Origin of the sequence: Clavibacter californiensis (assembly GCF_021952865.1) — a bacterium.
GTDB lineage: Bacteria > Actinomycetota > Actinomycetes > Actinomycetales > Microbacteriaceae > Clavibacter > Clavibacter californiensis.
Map to the genome: position 1 here is coordinate 1,109,295 of NZ_CP040792.1, position 18,676 is coordinate 1,127,970.

General features: G+C 72.2%; 16 protein-coding genes and 2 pseudogenes. 5 read left to right on the forward strand and 13 right to left on the reverse strand.

Going from position 1 to position 18,676, the window contains the following annotated elements; translation table 11 throughout:
• Positions 1–14 precede the first annotated feature (14 nt).
• Together FGD68_RS05635 and FGD68_RS05640 are read right to left on the reverse strand one after the other, a co-directional pair.
• Positions 15–734 carry an arsenate reductase/protein-tyrosine-phosphatase family protein gene (locus tag FGD68_RS05635; RefSeq protein WP_119372323.1) on the reverse strand — a complete coding sequence of 240 codons (720 nt, stop codon included), beginning with the start codon at positions 732–734 and terminating at the stop codon, positions 15–17.
• 9 nt (positions 735–743) lie between these two features.
• On the reverse strand, positions 744–2,204 hold the full coding sequence (locus tag FGD68_RS05640) for a polysaccharide biosynthesis tyrosine autokinase (protein WP_394803993.1): 1,461 nt from the start codon (positions 2,202–2,204) through the stop codon (positions 744–746).
• Between the two features lie 167 nt (positions 2,205–2,371).
• Here FGD68_RS05640 and FGD68_RS15585 point away from each other — a divergent pair.
• Both FGD68_RS15585 and FGD68_RS15590 read left to right on the forward strand, forming a co-directional pair.
• Positions 2,372–2,896, forward strand: a pseudogene (locus FGD68_RS15585) (acyltransferase family protein); the annotation flags it as partial.
• Positions 2,785–4,656, forward strand: coding sequence for an acyltransferase family protein (locus FGD68_RS15590; protein WP_390610649.1), 1,872 nt, complete (start codon positions 2,785–2,787; stop codon positions 4,654–4,656). The pseudogene FGD68_RS15585 and the gene FGD68_RS15590, both read left to right, overlap by 112 nt.
• 303 nt (positions 4,657–4,959) lie before the next feature.
• On the opposite strand, the gene FGD68_RS05655 is transcribed toward FGD68_RS15590, so the two are convergent.
• The 8 genes and pseudogenes from FGD68_RS05655 to FGD68_RS05690 all read right to left on the reverse strand — a co-directional run bounded on the left by FGD68_RS05655 (position 4,960) and on the right by FGD68_RS05690 (position 13,353).
• A complete protein-coding gene (locus FGD68_RS05655) occupies positions 4,960–5,997 on the reverse strand; it encodes an acyltransferase family protein (RefSeq protein WP_119372321.1) in 1,038 nt (345 codons plus the stop codon).
• Positions 5,998–6,088: 91 nt separating this feature from the next.
• Positions 6,089–6,799 carry an SGNH/GDSL hydrolase family protein gene (locus FGD68_RS05660; RefSeq protein ID WP_104237029.1) on the reverse strand — a complete coding sequence of 237 codons (711 nt, stop codon included), beginning with the start codon at positions 6,797–6,799 and terminating at the stop codon, positions 6,089–6,091.
• Positions 6,800–6,999: 200 nt separating this feature from the next.
• Entirely contained in the window at positions 7,000–8,052 is a 1,053-nt protein-coding gene (locus tag FGD68_RS05665; protein WP_119372320.1) for an endonuclease/exonuclease/phosphatase family protein, read from the reverse strand.
• Positions 8,053–8,301: 249 nt separating this feature from the next.
• On the reverse strand, positions 8,302–9,099 hold the full coding sequence (locus FGD68_RS05670) for a dienelactone hydrolase family protein (protein WP_237609885.1): 798 nt from the start codon (positions 9,097–9,099) through the stop codon (positions 8,302–8,304).
• A gap of 2 nt (positions 9,100–9,101) precedes the next feature.
• Positions 9,102–11,465, reverse strand: a complete 2,364-nt coding sequence (gene purL, locus FGD68_RS05675) for a phosphoribosylformylglycinamidine synthase subunit PurL (RefSeq protein ID WP_119372318.1) — start codon at positions 11,463–11,465, stop codon at positions 9,102–9,104.
• Positions 11,462–12,157 carry a phosphoribosylformylglycinamidine synthase subunit PurQ gene (gene purQ / locus FGD68_RS05680; RefSeq protein WP_119372317.1) on the reverse strand — a complete coding sequence of 232 codons (696 nt, stop codon included), beginning with the start codon at positions 12,155–12,157 and terminating at the stop codon, positions 11,462–11,464. The genes purL and purQ overlap by 4 nt, the downstream gene beginning before the upstream one ends.
• A gap of 152 nt (positions 12,158–12,309) precedes the next feature.
• Positions 12,310–12,549 (reverse strand): annotated as a pseudogene (purS, locus tag FGD68_RS15550) (phosphoribosylformylglycinamidine synthase subunit PurS); the annotation flags it as partial.
• 120 nt (positions 12,550–12,669) lie between these two features.
• Positions 12,670–13,353, reverse strand: coding sequence for a DUF2848 domain-containing protein (locus tag FGD68_RS05690; protein WP_119372316.1), 684 nt, complete (start codon positions 13,351–13,353; stop codon positions 12,670–12,672).
• Between the two features lie 163 nt (positions 13,354–13,516).
• On the opposite strand from FGD68_RS05690, the gene FGD68_RS05695 reads away from it, so the two are divergent.
• Positions 13,517–14,914, forward strand: coding sequence for an MFS transporter (locus FGD68_RS05695; protein WP_104237035.1), 1,398 nt, complete (start codon positions 13,517–13,519; stop codon positions 14,912–14,914).
• Between the two features lie 148 nt (positions 14,915–15,062).
• Here FGD68_RS05695 and FGD68_RS05700 read toward each other — a convergent pair whose 3' ends face one another.
• Both FGD68_RS05700 and FGD68_RS05705 read right to left on the reverse strand, forming a co-directional pair.
• Positions 15,063–15,272, reverse strand: coding sequence for a three-helix bundle dimerization domain-containing protein (locus tag FGD68_RS05700; protein WP_119372315.1), 210 nt, complete (start codon positions 15,270–15,272; stop codon positions 15,063–15,065).
• 116 nt (positions 15,273–15,388) lie between these two features.
• Entirely contained in the window at positions 15,389–16,063 is a 675-nt protein-coding gene (locus FGD68_RS05705) for a GntR family transcriptional regulator (RefSeq protein ID WP_119372314.1), read from the reverse strand.
• Positions 16,064–16,091: 28 nt separating this feature from the next.
• On the opposite strand from FGD68_RS05705, the gene FGD68_RS05710 reads away from it, so the two are divergent.
• Positions 16,092–16,931, forward strand: coding sequence for a carbon-nitrogen hydrolase family protein (locus tag FGD68_RS05710; protein ID WP_237609886.1), 840 nt, complete (start codon positions 16,092–16,094; stop codon positions 16,929–16,931).
• Between the two features lie 71 nt (positions 16,932–17,002).
• Here FGD68_RS05710 and FGD68_RS05715 read toward each other — a convergent pair whose 3' ends face one another.
• The gene (locus FGD68_RS05715; protein ID WP_119373154.1) at positions 17,003–17,992 is read right to left on the reverse strand and encodes an aldo/keto reductase; all 990 of its coding nucleotides are present in this window, start codon (positions 17,990–17,992) and stop codon (positions 17,003–17,005) included.
• Between the two features lie 125 nt (positions 17,993–18,117).
• On the opposite strand from FGD68_RS05715, the gene FGD68_RS05720 reads away from it, so the two are divergent.
• The gene (locus tag FGD68_RS05720; RefSeq protein ID WP_119373153.1) at positions 18,118–18,603 is read left to right on the forward strand and encodes a Fur family transcriptional regulator; all 486 of its coding nucleotides are present in this window, start codon (positions 18,118–18,120) and stop codon (positions 18,601–18,603) included.
• The last annotated feature ends 73 nt before the right edge of the window (positions 18,604–18,676 follow it).

Sequence of the window (18,676 nt, forward strand, 5' to 3'; positions counted from 1 at the left end):
GCGGGCTGGTCGGGTCAGCCCCGGATGCGGGGCGCGTCTGTCCGGGTCACTGCCCGCACCGACTCGAGGATCGACTCGATGGCGCCCCCCGCCTGCTCGCCCGAGGCGTCGTAGGTGGCCTGCGACCGGCGGTAGGGGTCGACCACGTCGTAGTCGTCCTCCTGCGCCGGCGGCAGGGTCACGCCGCGCTGGGCTGCCACGAGCGGGATGAGCGCCCGCAGCTGCTCCGGCACGTCGCCGTCGCAGGCGATGTGCTTCTCGTCCCCTGACACCTCGACGAGGTGCTCGAAGAGCGCGGCGAACTCGCGGATGGTGAAGGTGAAGCGGTTGGCGCGGGGCACCGCGCGCACGACGGCGCTGCGGTGCTCGCGCGCCATGGTGAGCACCAGGTCGACGCCCTGGATGATCCCGGGCGTGAGGAACCTCGCCTGGTGCTCGCTCGGATCCCCGCCGTAGCGGACGGACAGCTCGGCCGCCTGCTCCGGCATGCGCTGCCCCTCGGCCGCGATCGTGCCGGCGCTGGAGAAGCGCACGACCGAGTCGGCCTCGGCGGCGTGGCCTCCGAAGATCGCCCGCACCCGGGCCCGGAGGACCTGCTCGGCGAGGGCGGAGCGGCAGATGTTGCCCGAGCAGACGAACAGGACGCGGAACGAGCCGTCGTCGACGCCCTCGATGGATGCGTCGCCGAGGGCCGCGCGTGCGGCCCTGCGGCTCGTGGGGGGGAGTTCCGACATGGAGGGGAGCTACGCCTTGATCTTCTCGATGGGCGCCTTGGTCTTCTGGCCGTCCTCGTCCTCCGTGTACCCGTACCCGTAGCCGTAGTGGCCGTAGCCGTACGCGTCCGGGCCCTTGGTCGGGAGCATGGTGATCACGAGGCCGAGCACGTCCGCGCCCACGTTGGTGAGGTTGGCGATGGCGCTCTTCAGCTGCGTGCGGTGCGTGCGGCCCGCCGCGACGACGACGATCGCGCCGCCGGCGTTCTTCGACAGGATCGCCGCGTCGGTGACGGGGAGCAGCGGCGGGGCGTCGATGAGCACCACGTCGTAGCGCGCCTCGAGGTCCTGCAGCAGGCGGGCCATGCCCTGCGAGCCGAGCAGCTCGGACGGGTTCGGCGGGATCTGGCCCGCGGGGAGGATCGAGAGCATGCCCGAGCCCCAGGGCTGGATGACGTCCTCGATCTCGGCGCGGCCGATGAGGATGTCGGTGAGGCCCACGGCGCCCTCGAGGCCCATGTAGGAGGCCAGGCGCGGACGGCGGAGGTCGGCGTCGATGAGGACGACCTTGATGCCAGAGTCGGCCAGCGCCAGCGCGAGGTTCGAGCTGGTGGTCGACTTGCCCTCGCCCTGGATGGAGGAGGTGATGACGAAGCTGCGCGAGCGGCCGCCGAACTCGAGGAACTGGAGGTTCGTGCGGAGGCTTCGGAAGGACTCGGCGCGGGGGCTCCGCGGGTCGTCCTGGACGATGAGGGGACGCTCGGTCGCCTTCGGGTCGTACGCGATGCCGCCGAGGATCGGCTTGGTCGTGACCAGCTCCACGTCGCGCTCGCCGCGGATGCGGTTGTCGAGCGTCTCGCGGAGGAGGCTGACGCCCACGCCGATGAGGAGGCCGATGAGCGCGCCCACGATGATGTTGACGGGCAGGTTCGGCGACGACGGCGACTCGGGGATCTCCGCCTGCTCGAGCTGCGTGATCTGCACCTGCGGCGTGCCCTCGATGGTCTCGGGCACGAGCGTGCCGACGACGGCCTTGAGGCTCTCGCCGATGGCGTCCGCGAGCGTCGCGGCGTCCTGGCGGGACTGGTCCTTGACCGTGATGTCGATGATCGTGGTGTCGAGCGGCGCGGAGGCGCGGACCGACTCGGCCAGCTCGCGCGACGTGACGTCGAGCCCGAACTGGTCGATGACGGGCTGGAGCACGGCGCGGGTCGTGACGACGTCCGCGTAGCTCTTCACCGCCTGGGTGATGAAGTTGTTGCCCTGCTGCAGGTCCTGCACGTTGGAGGAGCTGCTCTGGGCGACGTACATCTTGGTCGACGCCTCGTACTCGGGGGTCTGGAGGAGCGAGAACGCCGCCGCGGCGCCCACCCCGACCAAGAGCGTCAGGATGATGAGCACCGCGCCCCTACGCAGCATCCGAATGAAGTCACGGAGCGCCATAACTAAGAACCCTTCCCCAAAAAGCACACAGGCGCGGAGTGTCCGCATACGTGGGATATCCACAGCCTCGGCTGTCTATCATCACACAGCTCAGGAGTGGTGCTAGCAGCCCGGGACGCCCCCGTCCGGGGCATGGTAGGCCCCGTGACGCCCTGTTAGGGTCGCTCAGACAGCAGTGCTGCACGGCGGTACACGAGTGAGTAGGGACCTGGGCCATGAGCTCGCAGACATTTCGCCGGGGCACGCCCGCGCTCCCGGATCCTTCGGAGCTCCGCTCCGCACCGGACGACAAGAACCCACCATCTGAGGGGGATTCGCCGACTGTGAACCGCGGCTTCCGCCCGGACGTCGAGGGCCTGCGCGCCCTCGCGGTGGTCGCCGTCATCGTCGACCACCTCTTCGACTGGCCCTCCGGCGGCTTCGTGGGCGTCGACGTCTTCTTCGTCATCAGCGGCTTCCTCATCACGGGCCTGCTGCTCAAGGAGTACGAGCGCACCAAGACGATCTCGTTCCTCGACTTCTACAAGCGCCGCGTCCGCCGCATCATGCCGGCCGCGCTGCTCGTGCTCGTGGTCTCGACGGCGGCATCGTTCCTCGTCTTCAACGTGGTGCGCGCCCAGGCCAGCCTGTGGGACGCGATCTGGTCGGCCCTCTTCGTCTCCAACTGGCACTTCGCGAGCGCCGGCACCGACTACTTCGCGTCCGACGGCCCCATCTCGCCGTTCCGCCACTACTGGTCGCTCTCGGTCGAGGAGCAGTTCTACCTCGTCTGGCCCGTGCTGATCTTCCTGGTGATCACGTTCGCCCGCCGCCGCACCCCCAAGAACCGGGTCAAGCGCGCGCGCGCCTCTTCACGCAGACGATCGGCATCACGGTCGGCGTCCTCATCGTCGCGTCGCTCGCATGGGGCTTCTACGAGACCTCGGCCCGCCCGACCGTCGCGTACTTCTCCACGTTCTCCCGCGCCTGGGAGCTCGGCATCGGCGCGCTCCTCGCGATCTTCGCCGCGCGGCTCGCCACGCTGCCCGCCGCGATCCGCCCGGCGCTCGGCTACGTCGGCCTCGCCGGGATCATCGCCTCCTTCTTCCTCGTCTCCGGCGACGACGCGTTCCCGGTGCCCTTCGGGCTGCTGCCGGTCGTCTCGACCGCGCTCGTCATCGCGTCGGGCATCGGCGGGGTCTCGAAGGCCATGGTGCCGATCACGAACCCGGTCACCACCTACATCGGCCGGCTGTCGTTCTCGCTGTACCTCTGGCACTTCCCGGCGATCATCCTGCTGGCGTCGCTGCTCGGCACCGGCACCCTCGAGTACTACGGAGCCGCGATCGGCGCGACCCTCGTGCTCGCCATCGCCTCGTTCCACCTCGTCGAGGACCCGATCCGCCGCTCCAGCTGGCTCGACCCGAAGAAGGCCGGCCGCCGGTCCTCCGCTGCGCAGCTGAAGATGACCGTCGCGGCGCTCTCCGTCGTCGCGGTCGCCGTGGTGGGCGTCGTCGCCGTGGCCGTCGTCCGCGACGAGCCCAGCGGGCAGAGCCAGCTCGGCAGCGGCCAGAACGGCACGGGTGGCACCGCGACCCCGCCACCGGCCACGGGCAACGCCCTCGCGACCCGCTCGGAGCAGGTCACCGCCGCGCTCGCCACGGACGCGTGGCCGGCCCTGGATCCCGCCGTCGAGTCGTTCGGCGACTTCGGCCGCGACGTCATCGCGACCGAGTGGGCGAAGGACGGCTGCCTCGGCGCCGACCTGGCCAAGGAGAAGGACGCGATCAAGAACACCGAGCACTGCGTGTACGGCAACGCGGCCGCGGGTCCGGAGAAGACCGCGGTCATCTTCGGCGACTCGCTGGCGATCAGCTACGCGCCCATGCTCCGCACGAGCCTCGGCGACGACTGGAAGGTGCGCGTGCTCACGATGGCGCGCTGCCCCGCGTCCACCGTCACGAGCACGGACACCGACGGCTCCGAGTACACGGAGTGCACGGACTTCCGCAACTGGGCGCTCGGCGAGATGAACGCCACGAAGCCCGCGCTCATCCTGATGAGCGAGGCCGTCGACAACTCCTACCTGTCGAGCAAGGCCACGGGCGGCGCCGCCGACCGCGAGTGGCAGGCCGGCGCGCTCACCACGATGAACTCGCTGAAGACCGCGGCGTCCAACGTGATCGTCCTGTCCCGCCCGCCGGCAGCCACGGCCCTCGTGGAGTGCAAGACGCCGACGAGCTCGCCGAACGACTGCCAGTCCACGGTGTCGCCCTCGTTCATCAGCCACGCGCGCACCATGGAGGCGGCGGCGACCGAGGTCGGCGCACCGGTCCAGTTCATCAACACGCAGGGCTGGTTCTGCAGCCAGGGCACGTGCCCGGCGTTCGTGAACGGGATCCCCGTGCGCGGCGACACGTCGCACCTCACGGCCCGCCAGTCGCAGGACCTCGCGCCGATCATGGCGGACATCCTGGCGCCGCTCGGAATCGGCGCTGCGCCGGCTCCGGCCGCCGGCTGACCCGCCCGCACCACCGCACGCCACGACGGGCGCTCCTCCTCCGGGAGGGGCGCCCGTCGTCGTGCGCCCGGCGGCGCGGACGTCCGCGCGGTAGGCGCGCACGAGCGCTGCGCGACGGGAGCGTGACCTGCCCCGCGCGGAGGTGACGCGCACCGACGGGTCCAGCGCTCATCGCTCGGTCGTGGACCACGCCCTGAGCACGATGGGCCACCGTGCGGCGGTTCCGGGCTCGCCTGCGGGCCCGCGCACGCCGCCAGCGCTCTGGACGCGGTCAGCGCGCCCTGGGGAGCGCGGCTCCGAGCGTCAGCCCCGCGGCGCCTTCGCGGCCGCCGAGCGGCTCGTGAGGCGGCGTGCGACGCCGATGAACGGCACCTCCACGAACCGGTGCACGAGCCACGAGACGACGAGCGTGACGGCGATGGCCGCGGCGACCCGCACGATCCCCTCGGGCACGTCGACGGCGCGCACCACGCGGTAGGCGAGCGGGTGCAGGAGGTACGCGGCGTAGGAGACCGCGCCGAGCCAGATCAGCACGCGCGAGTGGGTCGCCCGGCGCGACGCGTAGAACGCGAAGAACAGGCCGAGGCCGAGCAGGAACGACACGGCGTAGTCGAACGGCGGCCACGCCGCGTCCTGCCCGCCGTTGAGGTACGTGAACAGCGGCACGCCCACGACGCCCGCGACGAGGAGGCCGCGCCATGCGGTGGATCCGTCGCGGTCGCGCAGGTGGATCGCGTGCCCGAGCGATGCCGTGTAGAGCAGCAGCGGCAGCGTCCAGGGCAGCTCGCGCTCGAGCACCCGGCCCGCGATGGCCGCGGCGACGAAGCCGGCGAGCCAGACGTAGCCCATGGCGACGCTGCGGTCGAGGCGGCCGATGAGCTTCGCGACGAGGGACTGGCCGTAGAAGATCAGCTCGATGCCGAGGGTCCATGCCGTCGGCACGATCGTGTAGATGCCCACGGCGCCCTGCACCATGAGCACGTTCGCCATGATCACGAGGGGCCCGCCGAGCTCGCCGTCGCCCGTGGTCCCGATCCACAGCATCATGAGGCCGAGCACGAGCCAGTAGAGCGGGAAGAGCCGGTAGAGGCGACGCACGAGGAAGGTGCGGGTGTCCTGGCGCTGGAGGCTGAGGGGGATGACGTAGCCGCTGACGAGGAAGAACGCGACGACGCCCACGCGCCCCGCGTCGATCCACTGGCGGCTGAAGTCCTCGAACGCCGGGTACTCCGCGGCGATGAGGTGCTGCAGCACCACGATGAAGGACGCGACGCCGCGGACCGCCTCGAGGAACTCGATCTTCCGACCGGTCTCGCTCTTCACTGTCACGGTGCTGGTCACGCGGGCTCTCCTCTGGTGCGGGCGCGACGCTCCCGAGGCACCGCTTCGACCCTAACCGCCGGGCTGCGCGCGGGAAGGTGGGGGGATGCCCCTACTTCTGGGCGCTCTCGTCGAGGACCTCGGTGCGCACGAACTTGCGCACCTCGGCACCCATCAGCTTGTAGCCCGTCATGTTGGTGTGGATCCCGTCGCGGAAGAACTCGGTCCGCCACTTCATGTCCTTGTTCGTCAGGTTCACCCACGGGTTGAAGAAGTGGTACCCCTGCGCGTCGGCGAACTGCTCGAGGTGCGCGTTGACCTCGGGCGGCGTCTCGGGCGAGGCGTTCTGCGGCGGGATCCCGAGGATCACCGTCTCCTTGGGCGCGAGCTTCTCGACCGTCTGGATGATGTCGGCGTCGAGCTGCGTGTCCGGCACGCCCGCGATGCGGTTGTTCGTGCCGATCATGATGAGCGCCACGTCGACGTCCTCGACGGTGGGCGTGTTGGCCGCCATGACGGTGCTCGTCGCGCCGTCGGTGCCCCAGCCGCCCGCGAAGGTCAGCGGGTCGCCCACGACGTAGTCGACGTACGCCATGCCCTGGTCGATGCCCTGGGGCAGCGTGCCGACGAAGCCGTTCGTGTTCGAGTCGCCCATGACGACGATGCGGACCATGTCCTCGGGCGCCGTCGTGGCGGACGCCTCGGGGGTGGGTTCGCCCTCGGTCGCGGTCGGGGCGGGCTGCGGGCCGCTGGTGCACCCGGCGAGCAGGAGGACGGCGGCGAGGGCGCCGAGAGCGCCCCGGGCCATGCGACGTGCGGGCATAGGTGTTCATCCGATCGTGGAGGGGTCCGCGGCAGCGGCGAGCCGGTGACCCCGTCAGCCGCTGCGATCACGGGGCCGCTCGGAAACCATTGTGACATGCGGTTTCCATCGTCCCGGTGGCGGCGTGGCGCGCCGCCGATCCCCGGAGGGCGTGATCGGCCCCCCGGCCGGCAGGCGGCCGGGCCTCGGATCGGCGCGGGTCAGGCGGTGTGGGCGAGGCGCACGAGCGCCTGTACGGCGGCGTGATCCGAGGGAGAACGGCCCTCGAACGTGTACGGGTTGATGGCCGAGTCGACCACCTCGACGCCGCGGCCCGCGAGGATCCAGTCGATGCGCTCGCCCTCGGGGACCGGGTCGCCGTACGCCGTGAACGTGCCGATCCCGGGGGTCGCGTGGTGCGCGGCCGTGGTCCAGGTGTCGGCGAGGCCGGCGTCGCGCGTGAGGATGTCGTACGCCGCCGACTCCTCGGCCGGCGCGTTGAAGTCGCCCGTGACGACGACGGGCGCGCCGGACGCGACCTCCTGCAGCCGCTCGGTGATGAGGTCGGCGCTCTTCACGCGCGCGAGCTCGGACTCGTGGTCGAGGTGGGTGTTGAGGTGCACGAACTCCGCGCCGCTGCGGCGGTCGCGGAAGCGCGCCCACGTGGCGATGCGGGTGGTGCTGCAGCCCCAGGAGCGGGATCCGATGAGCTCGGGCAGGTCGGACAGCCAGAACTGGTCCCACGCGACGACGTCGAGGCGCCGCTCGTCGTAGAAGATCGCGCTGTACTCGCCGCCGGATCCGCCGTCGCGGCCGTAGCCGAGCATGCGGTGATGGGGGAGCGCCCGGGCGATGGCGGGCAGCTGGGCCGAGAGGGCCTCCTGCACGCCCAGGACGGTCGGCTGCTCGAGCTGGAGGAAGCGGGCGAGCACGGGCTCCCGGTCGGCCCAGTGGTCGGGATCGCCGGGCTCGGTGGAGGAGCGGGCCAGGCGGATGTTGCAGGTCATGACGTGCACGAGGTCGCCCTCGGCCGAGCCGATGGTCGCCTGCTGGGGCGGGGCGGTAGCGGTCTGCGCCGCTGCCGCCTGACGAGACGGAGGGGGGTCGGCCTCCGCGGTGCCGTCCGGGCCGTCCGTCGTGGTGGTCGTCTCGTCCGCACGCGGGCGCTCGAGGAGCGCCGTGCCGGAACCGCGGGTGGGCCGCCCGACGCCGGGATCGGAGGATCCGGCACCGTCGAACAGGTCGCGTCGGCTGAATCCGCCGCTGGCCATCATGGAGATCTCCTCGGGTCGCACGTGTCTCGCATGATCAGCCTGCGCGACGTGACCCCCGCGGGGACCAACGGCGCGTGGCGGATGCGTGAACTGCACGGACAGGTCTACGCGAGGGGTGCGGGGATGGCAACCCGAGGGCGGCGTGTCGGCCCTCCCCGGATGGATCCGCCAGCCGGCGCATGGCCCGCTGGCAGACGAGCGCCCCGACGGCGGATGCCGACGGGGCGCGGTGCGACGCAGGAGGGGCGGTCAGCCCAGGTGCTCCGCGAGGAAGTCCGTGAGCGCCCGCCACGAGCGGCGCTCGGCGCGGTCCTGGTACTGCGCGCCGTGATCCGGGGAGTCGACGCCCGGCACGGAGAACGCGTGCATGGCGCCGCTGTAGGTGACGACCTGCCAGTCGATCGCGGGACGCGTGCGCATCTCGTCCTGGAACGCGGCGACCTTCTCATCGGGGACCATCGGGTCGTCCGCGCCCGTGAGGACGAGGATCGCGGCCTTCACGTCCGCGACGTCGGCGGGCTCGTGCACCACCAGGGCACCGTGCAGCGAGATCGCGGCCTTGATGTCGGCGCCCGCGCGGGCGACCTCGAGTGATGCGCTGCCGCCGAAGCAGTAGCCCATGACGGCGATGCGCGACGGGTCGACGTCGGGCTCCCCCGCGAGGCGGTCGATGCCGGCCTGCACGCGGGCGCGCATGAGCGGGAGGTCGGCGTAGTAGGCGCCCGCCACCTCCGCGGCGTCCTCGGGGCCGGGGCGCACGTCGCGGCCGTAGACGTCGGCGGCGAACGCGACGTAGCCGAGGCGCGCGAGCATGTCGATCCGGGCGGCCACGTGCCCGCCGACGCCGAACCAGTCGTGGATGACGAGCACGGCCGGGCGGCGTCCGCTCTGCGCGGCGTCGCGGGCGAGCAGGCCCTCGAGCTCGGTGCCCTCGTGGTCGTACAGGACCGGGCCCATCCGGATGTCGGCGCCCGCGGGCAGCGGCACGCGCTCGGTGAGCTCCGCGAGGGACGGCGACCAGACGGGGGTCGAAGCGGGGTCGGTCATGCTCATGCCTCCAGGGCGGTGCCGAAGCGGGCGGGGAGCGTGGCGCGGTGGATCCCGCGCAGCTCGTCCACGGACAGGGTGAAGAGACCCTGCAGCTCGAGGCCGGGTGCCTGCGCGTCCGTGACGCCGATGCGGAGCACCGGGTAGCCGCGGCCCTCGCAGAGGCCCTGGAACTTGACGTCGTCCTCGCGGGGCACCGTGACGAGCATGCGGCCGGTGGACTCCGAGAAGAGCGCGGTCGCCTGGTCGACGCCGTCGCGCTGGACGATGCCGTCGAGCCACACGCGGGCGCCGACGCCGAAGCGCATCACGGCCTCCGCGAGCGCCTGGCCGAGGCCGCCGTCCGAGAGGTCGTGCGCACTCGCGATGAGCGACTGCGTGGCGCCGGCCGCGATGAGCGACGCGAGGTCCTTCTCGGCCGCGAGGTCGACCACGGGCGGGACGCCGCCGAGGTGGTCGTGCACGGTGCCGGCCCAGGCGGATCCGTCGAGCTCCTCGCGCGTGACGCCGAGCAGGTAGATGTTGTCGCCCTCGTCCTGCCAGCCGGAGGGGATGCGGCGCGCGACGTCGTCGATCACGCCGAGCACGCCGACGACGGGCGTCGGGTGGATGGCCTGCGTGCCGGTCTGGTTGTAGAGGGAGACGTTCCCGCCCGTGACCGGGATCTCGAGCTCGAGGCAGCCGTCCGCGAGGCCCTCGACCGTGCGGCTGAACTGCCACATGACCTCGGGGTCCTCGGGGCTGCCGAAGTTGAGGCAGTCGCTCACGGCGACGGGCGTGGCGCCGGACGCGGCGACGTTGCGGTACGCCTCCGCGAGGGCGAGCTGCGCGCCCGCGTACGGGTCGAGCTGGCAGAAGCGGCCGTTCGCGTCGGTCGCGACCGAGAAGCCGAGGCCGCTCTCCTCGTCGACGCGGACCATGCCGGCGTCGTCGGGGAACGACAGGGCCGTGTTCCCCATCACGTAGCGGTCGTACTGGTCGGTGATCCACGAGGCGTCGGCGAGGTTCGGGCTGCCGAGCAGCTGCAGGAACTGGTCCTTGATCTCGTCGGGCGCGGTGGGCCGGGCGAGGCGCGACGCGGAGTCGGCCTGGAGGGCGTCGATCCACGTGGGGTACGAGACGGGCCGGTCGTAGACGGGGCCGTCCACCGCGACCGTGCGCGGCTCGACGTCGACGATGCGCTCGCCGTGGTGGTCGATGACGAGGCGGCCGGTGTCGGTGACCTCGCCCAGCACGCTCGTCTCGACGTCCCACTTGCGGACGACCTCGAGGAAGCCCTCGAGCTTCTCCGGCTGCACGACCGCCATCATGCGCTCCTGGCTCTCCGACATGAGGATCTCCTCGGCCGTGAGCGACGGGTCGCGCAGCAGCACCTCCTCGAGCCGGATGTGCATGCCGCCGTCGCCGTTCGAGGCGAGCTCGCTCGTGGCGCAGGAGATGCCGGCGGCGCCGAGGTCCTGGATCCCCTCGACGAGGTCCTTGGCGAACAGCTCGAGGCAGCACTCGATGAGCACCTTCTCGGCGAACGGGTCGCCGACCTGCACCGCGGGGCGCTTCGTGGGGCCGCCGTCGGCGAACGTGTCGCTCGCGAGGATGGACGCGCCGCCTATGCCGTCGCCGCCCGTGCGGGCGCCGAAGAGCACGACCTTGTTGCCGACGCCGCGGGCGTTGGCGAGGTGGAGGTCCTCGTGGCGGAGGACGCCGACCGCGAGCGCGTTGACGAGCGGGTTGCCCTGGTACACGCGGTCGAAGTAGGTCTCGCCGCCGATGTTCGGCAGGCCGAGGCAGTTGCCGTAGAAGCTGATGCCCGCGACCACGCCGTGCACGACGCGCGCGGTGTCCGGGTCGTCGATGTCGCCGAAGCGCAGCGCGTCCATGACGGCGACGGGGCGGGCGCCCATCGAGATGATGTCGCGGACGATGCCGCCGACGCCCGTGGCCGCGCCCTGGAACGGCTCGATGTAGGAGGGGTGGTTGTGGCTCTCGATCTTGAAGGTGACGGCCCAGCCCTCGCCCACGTCGACGACGCCCGCGTTCTCGCCCATGCCGACCATGAGGTCCTTCTTCATGGACTCGGAGACCTTCTGGCCGAACTGGCGCAGGTACTTCTTCGAGGACTTGTAGGAGCAGTGCTCGCTCCACATGACCGAGTACATGGCGAGCTCGCCGCTGGTGGGGCGGCGGCCGAGGATCTCGCGGATCTTGAGGTACTCGCCCTCGGTGAGCCCGAGCGCCGCGTAAGGCTGCTCCTTCTCGGGGGTGCGCTCGGCCATCTCGACGGTGTCGGCGACGTGGCGGCGGATGCTGCGTCCCTCTCCCGCGGGGGTCTCGGCGGGGACGGATGCGGGATCGGGGTGGACGCTCACTGCGCGAGGACTCCTTCGAGGACGGACGTGAAGAGACGGAGGCCGTCGACACCGGAGCGCATCGCGGCCGGGGTGTCCGGTCCGAAGCCCTCCTCGACGGCGTGCTCCGGGTGGGGCATGAGGCCGACGACGTTGCCGCGGGCGTTGGTGATCCCCGCGATGTCGCGCAGGGATCCGTTCGGGTTGCCGCCCAGGTAGCGGAAGGCCACGCGGCCCTCGCCCTCGAGGCGGTCGAGCGTGTCGGCGTCGGCGATGAAGCCGCCCTCGCCGTTCTTCAGCGGGATGGTGATCTCCTCGCCCTCGCTGAACGCGTTCGTCCACGCGGTGCCGGTGGCCTCGACGCGGAGGCGCTGGTCCTTGCAGACGAAGTTCCCGGCCTCGTTGCGGATCAGCCCGCCGGGCAGCAGGTGCGCCTCGGTGAGCATCTGGAAGCCGTTGCAGATGCCGAGCACGGGGACGCCGCGCTCGGCGGCGTCCACCACCTCGCGCATGATCGGCGCGAACGCGGCGATGGCGCCCGCGCGCAGGTAGTCGCCGTAGCTGAAGCCGCCGGGGAGCACGATCGCGTCGACGCCCTGGAGGTCGTGGTCGCCGTGCCAGAGCGCGACCGGGGTGGCGCCCGCGAGGCGGACGGCGCGCTGCGCGTCGCGGTCGTCGAGGGATCCCGGGAAGGTGATGACCCCGACGCGCATCAGCGCTGCTCCGCCGCGGCGGAACCGTGGGGGAGCGGGTGCGCGGCGGCGTTCGTCTCCGCCGTGCCGCCCTCGGCGACCGTGTGGTCGTCGGTGACGTTGCCGGTGGCCATGTCGGCCTCGGCGCTGATGCCGAAGCCGTCGAGCCCGGCGACGTGGACGCTGATGACGTCCTCGATGACGGAGTTGGAGAGCATGTCCGCGGCGAGCGACTGGACGTCGGCGAGCAGCGCGTCGTCCACCTCGCCCTCGACGGTGAGCTCGAAGCGCTTCCCGATGCGGACGCCGGTGAAGCGGTCCTTGCCGAGGCGGGCCAGGGCGCCGGCCACGGCCTTCCCCTGGGGGTCGAGCAGCTCGGCCTTGGGCATCACTTCGACGACGATCGTGGGCACGATGGGACTCCGGATTCCTGGAGGCGGGTGGATGCGCTCAGCGTACCGGACGGCCGCGGCCCGCCGGGCGGGTCCGGCGGGCCGGGTGCGGGTCCGTCGCGGGATGGGCGTGGGAGGGGATCAGCCGATCGCCTCGGGGAGCAGCTCCACGCGGTAGGCGGCGTCGATGGTCTCGCCCGTGGCGGGATCCTCGAGCTGGACGCGCCAGCGCGACGCGAACTGGTCGACGCCGGGCACCATCGCGACGGTGCCCGAGATGAGCACCGTGCCGGGGACCCGGAGGCCGCGCCGCTCGAGCACCTCGAGCCAGTGGTCGGGCGTGAGGAGCGCGGCCAGCGTGGAGTCCTGGATGAGCTCCTCCGCGCCCTCCTCGCCGACCCAGCCGCGCAAGCGGATCGCGTCGAGGCGGCCGCGCACGTCGGCGAGGCGCCAGGCCTTGCGTCCCAGCACGTCGGGTCCGGCGTTCTTGCTCCACGCGACGCCGTGCACCTCGAGCGCGCGGTCGGTGTGGTCGCACGCGACCGTGAGGAGCACGTCGTCGTCCGTGATCACGAGGGCCCACTCGGCCTCGCCCGAGGTGCGGCCGTGCTGCGCGGGCACCGTGTCGGCCTGCGACGCGAGGTACGGCGCGACGGGGTAGAGCGCGGGCGTGGTCTCCGGCCCGGGCACGCCGAGCTCGGCCAGCTCGTCGATGTGCGCCTGGACCTCGGCCTGGTCGCGGCCCGCGTAGCCGGCGTTGAGGAGCGACACGACCTCGACGCTCGGGGTGGATCCGTCGGGCAGCTGGAAGCGCAGGGTGGTCATCGATCCTCCGGTGGTGTTTCGAGCGTGTGAAGAGATGCGGATCCGGGTGCCCGACCCTGGTGCCGGGGTTCCGGTATGCCTACTGTATACAACACACCGACCGGACGCCGGGCGGGATCCGATCGCCGGATCCGCCGCCCGGCTCCCTCACCCGAGGAGCCCCATGGCCGACGACCCCACCGCCTCCCCGGCGACGACCGCGCCCGCATCCGGCGCGACCGCGGCGCCCGCCGCGACCGAGAAGCCGACCCGCCGCGAGCTCGTCAAGGCGTTCACCGCGAGCCTCACCGGCACCTCGCTCGAGTGGTACGACTTCGCCGTCTACTCGGCGGCCAGCGCCGTCGTGTTCCCCGTCGTCTTCTTCCCGACGTCGGATCCGTACACCGCGACGATCCTCGCGTTCTCCACCTACGCGGTCGGCTACGTCTCGCGTCCGGTCGGCGGGTTCGTCTTCGGGCGGCTGGGCGACAAGATCGGCCGCAAGCCCGTCCTCGTGCTCACGCTGCTGCTCATCGGCATCGCGACGTTCCTCATCGGCGTGCTGCCGGGCTACGCGTCCATCGGGCTCGCGGCGCCGATCATCCTGGTGCTCCTCCGCTTCGCGCAGGGCGTGGGGGTCGGCGGCGAGTGGGGCGGCGCGGTGCTGCTCTCGAGCGAGTTCGGGGATCCACGGAGGCGCGGCTTCTGGTCGTCGGCCGCGCAGGTCGGGCCGCCCGCGGGCAACCTGCTCGCCAACGGCGCGCTCGCACTGCTCACGGTGCTGCTCACCGAGGAGGAATTCCTCGACTGGGGCTGGCGCGTCGCCTTCCTCCTCTCGGCGCTGCTCGTGGCGTTCGGCCTCTGGATCCGACTGAAGCTCGAGGACACCCCCGTGTTCAAGGCGCTGCAGGAGCGCGGCGACCGGCCGAGCGCGCCCGTGTCCGAGGTGTTCCGCACCCAGCTGCGGCCGCTCGTCGCCGCGATCCTCTCCCGCGTCGGACCCGACGTCCTCTACGCCCTCTTCACGGTCTTCACGCTCACCTACGGCGTGAACTCGCTCGGCTTCGAGCGCAGCCAGGTGCTCGTGGCGGTGCTCGTCGGATCCGCCGTGCAGCTGTTCACCATCCCGTTCGCGGGCGCCGTGAGCGACCGGATCAACCGGCGGGCGCTGTACGCGGCCGCCGCGGTGGGCGCGGCCGTCTGGGCGTACGTGTTCTTCGCCATCACCGACGGCTCGTCGACCTTCGTGCTCGGCGTGGGCATCGTGCTGGGCCTGTTCTTCCACTCCTTCATGTACGGGCCGCAGGCGGCGTACATCATCGAGCAGTTCTCGCCCCGGCTCCGCTACACGGGCGCCTCGCTCGCGTACACGATCGCCGGCGTGATCGGCGGGGCCATCGCGCCGCTGATGTTCACGATCATCTACGAGGAGACCGGCAGCTGGGTCGGCATCGCGCTGTACCTCACGGCTGCTGTCGTGCTCACGCTCGTGGGCCTCGCGATGGGCCGCGACTCGGACGTCTCCGAGGACGAGGAGTACGTGCGCACGGGCGCCGAGGGCGTGATGGCGGCGCGCGTCTGACGCCCTCCGCGACCCGCCGACGCCCGGATCCCCGCAGCGGGTGTCCGGGCGTCGGCGCGTCCGAGGGGAGGGGCGGTCCGGGATCGCCGGCCCTCAGCCGGCGTCGCGGCGCCGCGCTGGCTCCGCGTGGCAGGATCGCGCGCCGGGATCACTCGGCTCTGTGCTGGGCCTTCATGCGCTTCCGCGCAGCGCGCACGGTGAGCACGGAGAGGTAGTCCTGCACGGTCGCATCCCGGAGCGTCGCCAGCTCCTCCTCCACCACCGTGCGGAGCTCCTCCTCCGGGCGATCGGGGAACTTCGCCCGCAGCTGCTCGGTGGAGTCGCGGACGATCTGGTCGTAGTCGACGTCGGTTGTCATGGTCGCATCATCCCCCACCGGGGTGGGCGCCCCGTGACCCGGGCCCCGAGAGCGGCGCGGGCGCGTACGGGACCGCGTCGACGAGCTGCTGCGGGCCCCGACCCGAGGGAACCGCGTCAGGTGCGCAGCAGCACGTCGAGCGTGACGGCGAGGTGCCGGTCGATCGCGTCGCGTGCCGCCTCGGCGTCGCCTTCGGCCAGCGCGTCGACGATGCCGGCGTGCTCCTCGCACACGCGGTCCTGCCGATCCGTGGCGCGGTAGAGCGCCTCGACGCCGACGAGGATCTGCCGGGCGCGGAGCTTCGCGTACGTGCGGCTCATGAGCTCGCTGCCCGCGGCGTCGACGAGGAGCTGGTGGAAGCGGCGGTCGTGCTCGATGAACTGCCGCCCGCTCTCGCGCGGCGGCTTCGCGACCATGGCGCGCTGCTGCTCGAGCACCTCGCGCATCGCGTCGAGCGGGGTGCGGTCGTGCTCCACGGCGCTCGTGGCCGCGTGCCGCTCGAGCACCCCGCGCAGCTCCATCAGCTCGGCGATCTGGCGGCCGGTGATCACGGGGATCCGCGCGCCGCGCTTGGGGATCATCTCCACCAGGTCGTCGGCGGCGAGCAGCAGCAGGGCCTCGCGGACGGGCGTGCGGGAGACGCCGATCCGCTCCGCCAGCTCCTGCTCGTTGAGGAACGCGCCCTGCTGGTCCGGGTCGGTGAGGACGTGCGCGTGGAGGAACTCGTAGGCCCGCTCGCGGCCGGAGAGGGCGCTCGCCGAGGTGCCTGGATCGCCCGCCCGTTCTCGCATACGCTATGTATACATCACGAGGAGGACCATGGAGATCGCGCTCGCACAGATCATCAGCTCGCCGGATCCCGCGGAGAACCTCGCACGCATCACCGCGTTCGCGGAGGACGCCGCGCGGCAGGGCGCTGAGCTCGTGGTGTTCCCGGAGGCGGCGCAGCGCGCGTTCGGCAACCCGCTGCCCGAGATCGCGGAGCCGCTCGACGGGCCGTGGGCCTCGGGCGTGCGCGCGGTCGCCGACCGGCTCGGCATCGTGATCGTCGTGGGCATGTTCACGCCCGGCGCCGACGGCCGCGTGCGCAACACGCTCCTGGTCGCGCGGCCCGCGGGCGCGGCCGACGCGGGCGCCGACTCCTACGACAAGATCCACCTCTTCGACGCGTTCGGCTTCCGTGAGTCCGACGCCGTCGACCCGGGCGAGAGCGTCGCCGTGATCGAGGTCGGCGGCACCCGTGCCTCGCTCGCGACCTGCTACGACGTGCGCTTCCCCGCCCTCTTCCTCGCGGGCGCCGACCGCGGCGCCGCCGTCAGCATCGTGTGCGCGAGCTGGGGTGCCGGACCCGGCAAGGCCGACCAGTGGGATCTGCTGCTCCGCGCCCGCGCGCTCGACTCCACGACCTTCGTGGTCGCGGTCGGCCAGGGCGACCCGGCGACGCTGCCGGCCGGATCCCGCGGCCACGACCCCGCGAGCGGCGCGCCCACGGGCATCGGCCGCAGCGCCGTCGTCTCCCCGCTCGGCGAGGTGCTGCACCGCCTCGGCGGCGAGGAGGAGCTGCTCGTCGTGGACGTGGATCCGACGGCCGTCGAGGCCGCGCGCGGCACGCTGCCCGTGCTCGCGAACCGTCGCCGGGGGCTCGAGCAGGCGGTCTGACCCGCATCGACCGCGGACACGATGCGGGCCAGGCCGCCGAGGCGACCGGGCCCGCATCCCATGCGACGGGATCAGCGCCCGACGGGACCCATGTCCGCGTACCGGTCGCCGACCGGGGTCGGCAGCGAGGACAGGCGCGCGAGCTGGTCGGCGGAGAGCGTCACGGCGTCGGCCGCCACGTTCTCGTCGAGGCGCGTCACGCGCTTGGTGCCGGGGATCACGGCGATGTCGTCGCCCTGCGCGAGGATCCACGCGAGCGCGACCTGCGCGGGCGTCGCGTCGAGCTCGCCCGCGACGTCCTTGACGGCGTCGACGATGCGCATGTTCTGCGCGAAGGCCTCCTCCGCGAAGCGCGGCGACGACGAGCGGTAGTCGGCCTCGGACAGGTCGGCGACGCTCGAGATCGCGCCGGTGAGGAAGCCTCGGCCGAGCGGCGAGTACGCGACCAGGCCGATGCCCAGCTCGCGCAGCACCTCGAGCACGCCGGCCTCCGGGTCGCGGGTCCAGATGGAGTACTCGCTCTGCAGCACCGAGATGGGATGCACGGCGTGCGCGCGGCGGATGGTGTCGGGCCCGGCCTCGGAGAGCCCCAGGTGCAGGACCTTGCCCTCCTCGACGAGCTCCTTCATCGCGCCGACGGTCTCCTCGATCGGCACGGCCGGGTCGACGCGGTGCTGGTAGAGGACGTCGATGCGGTCGGTCCCGAGGCGCTGCAGCGAGGCTTCGACGGCGATGCGGATGCCCGCGGGCGTGCTGTCCATGCCGCGCTCGTAGTCCTCGGCGTCCTTGCCCGGCGCGTGCTTCAGCAGGCCGAACTTGGTGGCGATCACGACGTCGTCGCGGCGGTCCTTCAACGCGGATCCGACCAGGCGCTCGTTGGTGAACGGCCCATACGCCTCTGCCGTGTCGAAGAGCGTGACGCCCTGGTCGACGGCGCGGTGGAGGGTGCGGATCGACTCCGCCTCGTCCTGGCCGTGGCCGTCGTAGAACGCGCTCATGCCCATGCAGCCGAGGCCGATGCGGCCGACGTCGAGGCCCGTGCCGGTGTGGATGTGCTTCATGCGGTGCTCCGTTCTCCTGCGGCCGGATGGGCCGCCCGTCGAGCCTAGGCACGTTCCCGGCCGCGGCGCGCCGCGTTCACGCGTTGTTTTGAATGGGTCAAGGGAACTGTGCTTGACTCGGGCGCATGCCCACCGACCACGCGCACCACCACGTGCCGTCCCTCGACGCCGACGCCCTGCGCGTCGCGCTGCGGGAGGCCGGCCTGCGCGTGACCCGGCCGCGCGTGGCCGTCCTCACGGCCGTCGACGCGGCACCGCACTCGGACGCCGACGAGGTGCTCCGCGCGGTGAAGGGCGAGCTGCCCGGCACGAGCATCCAGGCGGTCTACGGCGTGCTCGGCGCGCTCGCGGCCGCGGGGCTCGTGCGCCGCATCGAGCCCGCGGGATCATCCGCGCGCTACGAGCGCCGGACGGGCGACAATCACCATCACCTCGTCTGCACAGGTTGCAGGACGATCGTCGACGTGGATTGCGCGGTGGGGGAGTCCCCCTGCCTCACGCCGTCCGACTCGGCGGGGTTCCTCGTGGCGAGCGCCGAGGTGACGTACTGGGGCCTGTGCCCCGCCTGCCGGACCGCATCCGCGGATCCCGGTTCCACCGTCGCGACCTGACCGTCGCCACCGGCCCGCCCCTCGGCCGACCACCCGAGCCAGCACATCCCCGTTCCACCGCTGACAGGAGAAA

Excerpts from the sequence above, each read along its gene's own strand:
- FGD68_RS05635 (WP_119372323.1), bottom strand. The coding sequence starts at position 734 with ATGTCGGAACTCCCCCCCACGAGCCGCAGGGCCGCACGCGCGGCCCTC.
- FGD68_RS05640 (WP_394803993.1), bottom strand. The coding sequence starts at position 2,204 with ATGCGGACACTCCGCGCCTGTGTGCTTTTTGGGGAAGGGTTCTTAGTT.
- FGD68_RS05660 (WP_104237029.1), bottom strand. The coding sequence starts at position 6,799 with ATGCCCGCACGTCGCATGGCCCGGGGCGCTCTCGGCGCCCTCGCCGCC.
- FGD68_RS05665 (WP_119372320.1), bottom strand. The coding sequence starts at position 8,052 with ATGATGGCCAGCGGCGGATTCAGCCGACGCGACCTGTTCGACGGTGCC.
- FGD68_RS05670 (WP_237609885.1), bottom strand. The coding sequence starts at position 9,099 with ATGACCGACCCCGCTTCGACCCCCGTCTGGTCGCCGTCCCTCGCGGAG.
- purQ (WP_119372317.1), bottom strand. The coding sequence starts at position 12,157 with ATGCGCGTCGGGGTCATCACCTTCCCGGGATCCCTCGACGACCGCGAC.
- FGD68_RS05690 (WP_119372316.1), bottom strand. The coding sequence starts at position 13,353 with ATGACCACCCTGCGCTTCCAGCTGCCCGACGGATCCACCCCGAGCGTC.
- FGD68_RS05695 (WP_104237035.1), top strand. The coding sequence starts at position 13,517 with ATGGCCGACGACCCCACCGCCTCCCCGGCGACGACCGCGCCCGCATCC.
- FGD68_RS05700 (WP_119372315.1), bottom strand. The coding sequence starts at position 15,272 with ATGACAACCGACGTCGACTACGACCAGATCGTCCGCGACTCCACCGAG.
- FGD68_RS05705 (WP_119372314.1), bottom strand. The coding sequence starts at position 16,063 with ATGCGAGAACGGGCGGGCGATCCAGGCACCTCGGCGAGCGCCCTCTCC.
- FGD68_RS05710 (WP_237609886.1), top strand. The coding sequence starts at position 16,092 with ATGGAGATCGCGCTCGCACAGATCATCAGCTCGCCGGATCCCGCGGAG.
- FGD68_RS05715 (WP_119373154.1), bottom strand. The coding sequence starts at position 17,992 with ATGAAGCACATCCACACCGGCACGGGCCTCGACGTCGGCCGCATCGGC.
- FGD68_RS05720 (WP_119373153.1), top strand. The coding sequence starts at position 18,118 with ATGCCCACCGACCACGCGCACCACCACGTGCCGTCCCTCGACGCCGAC.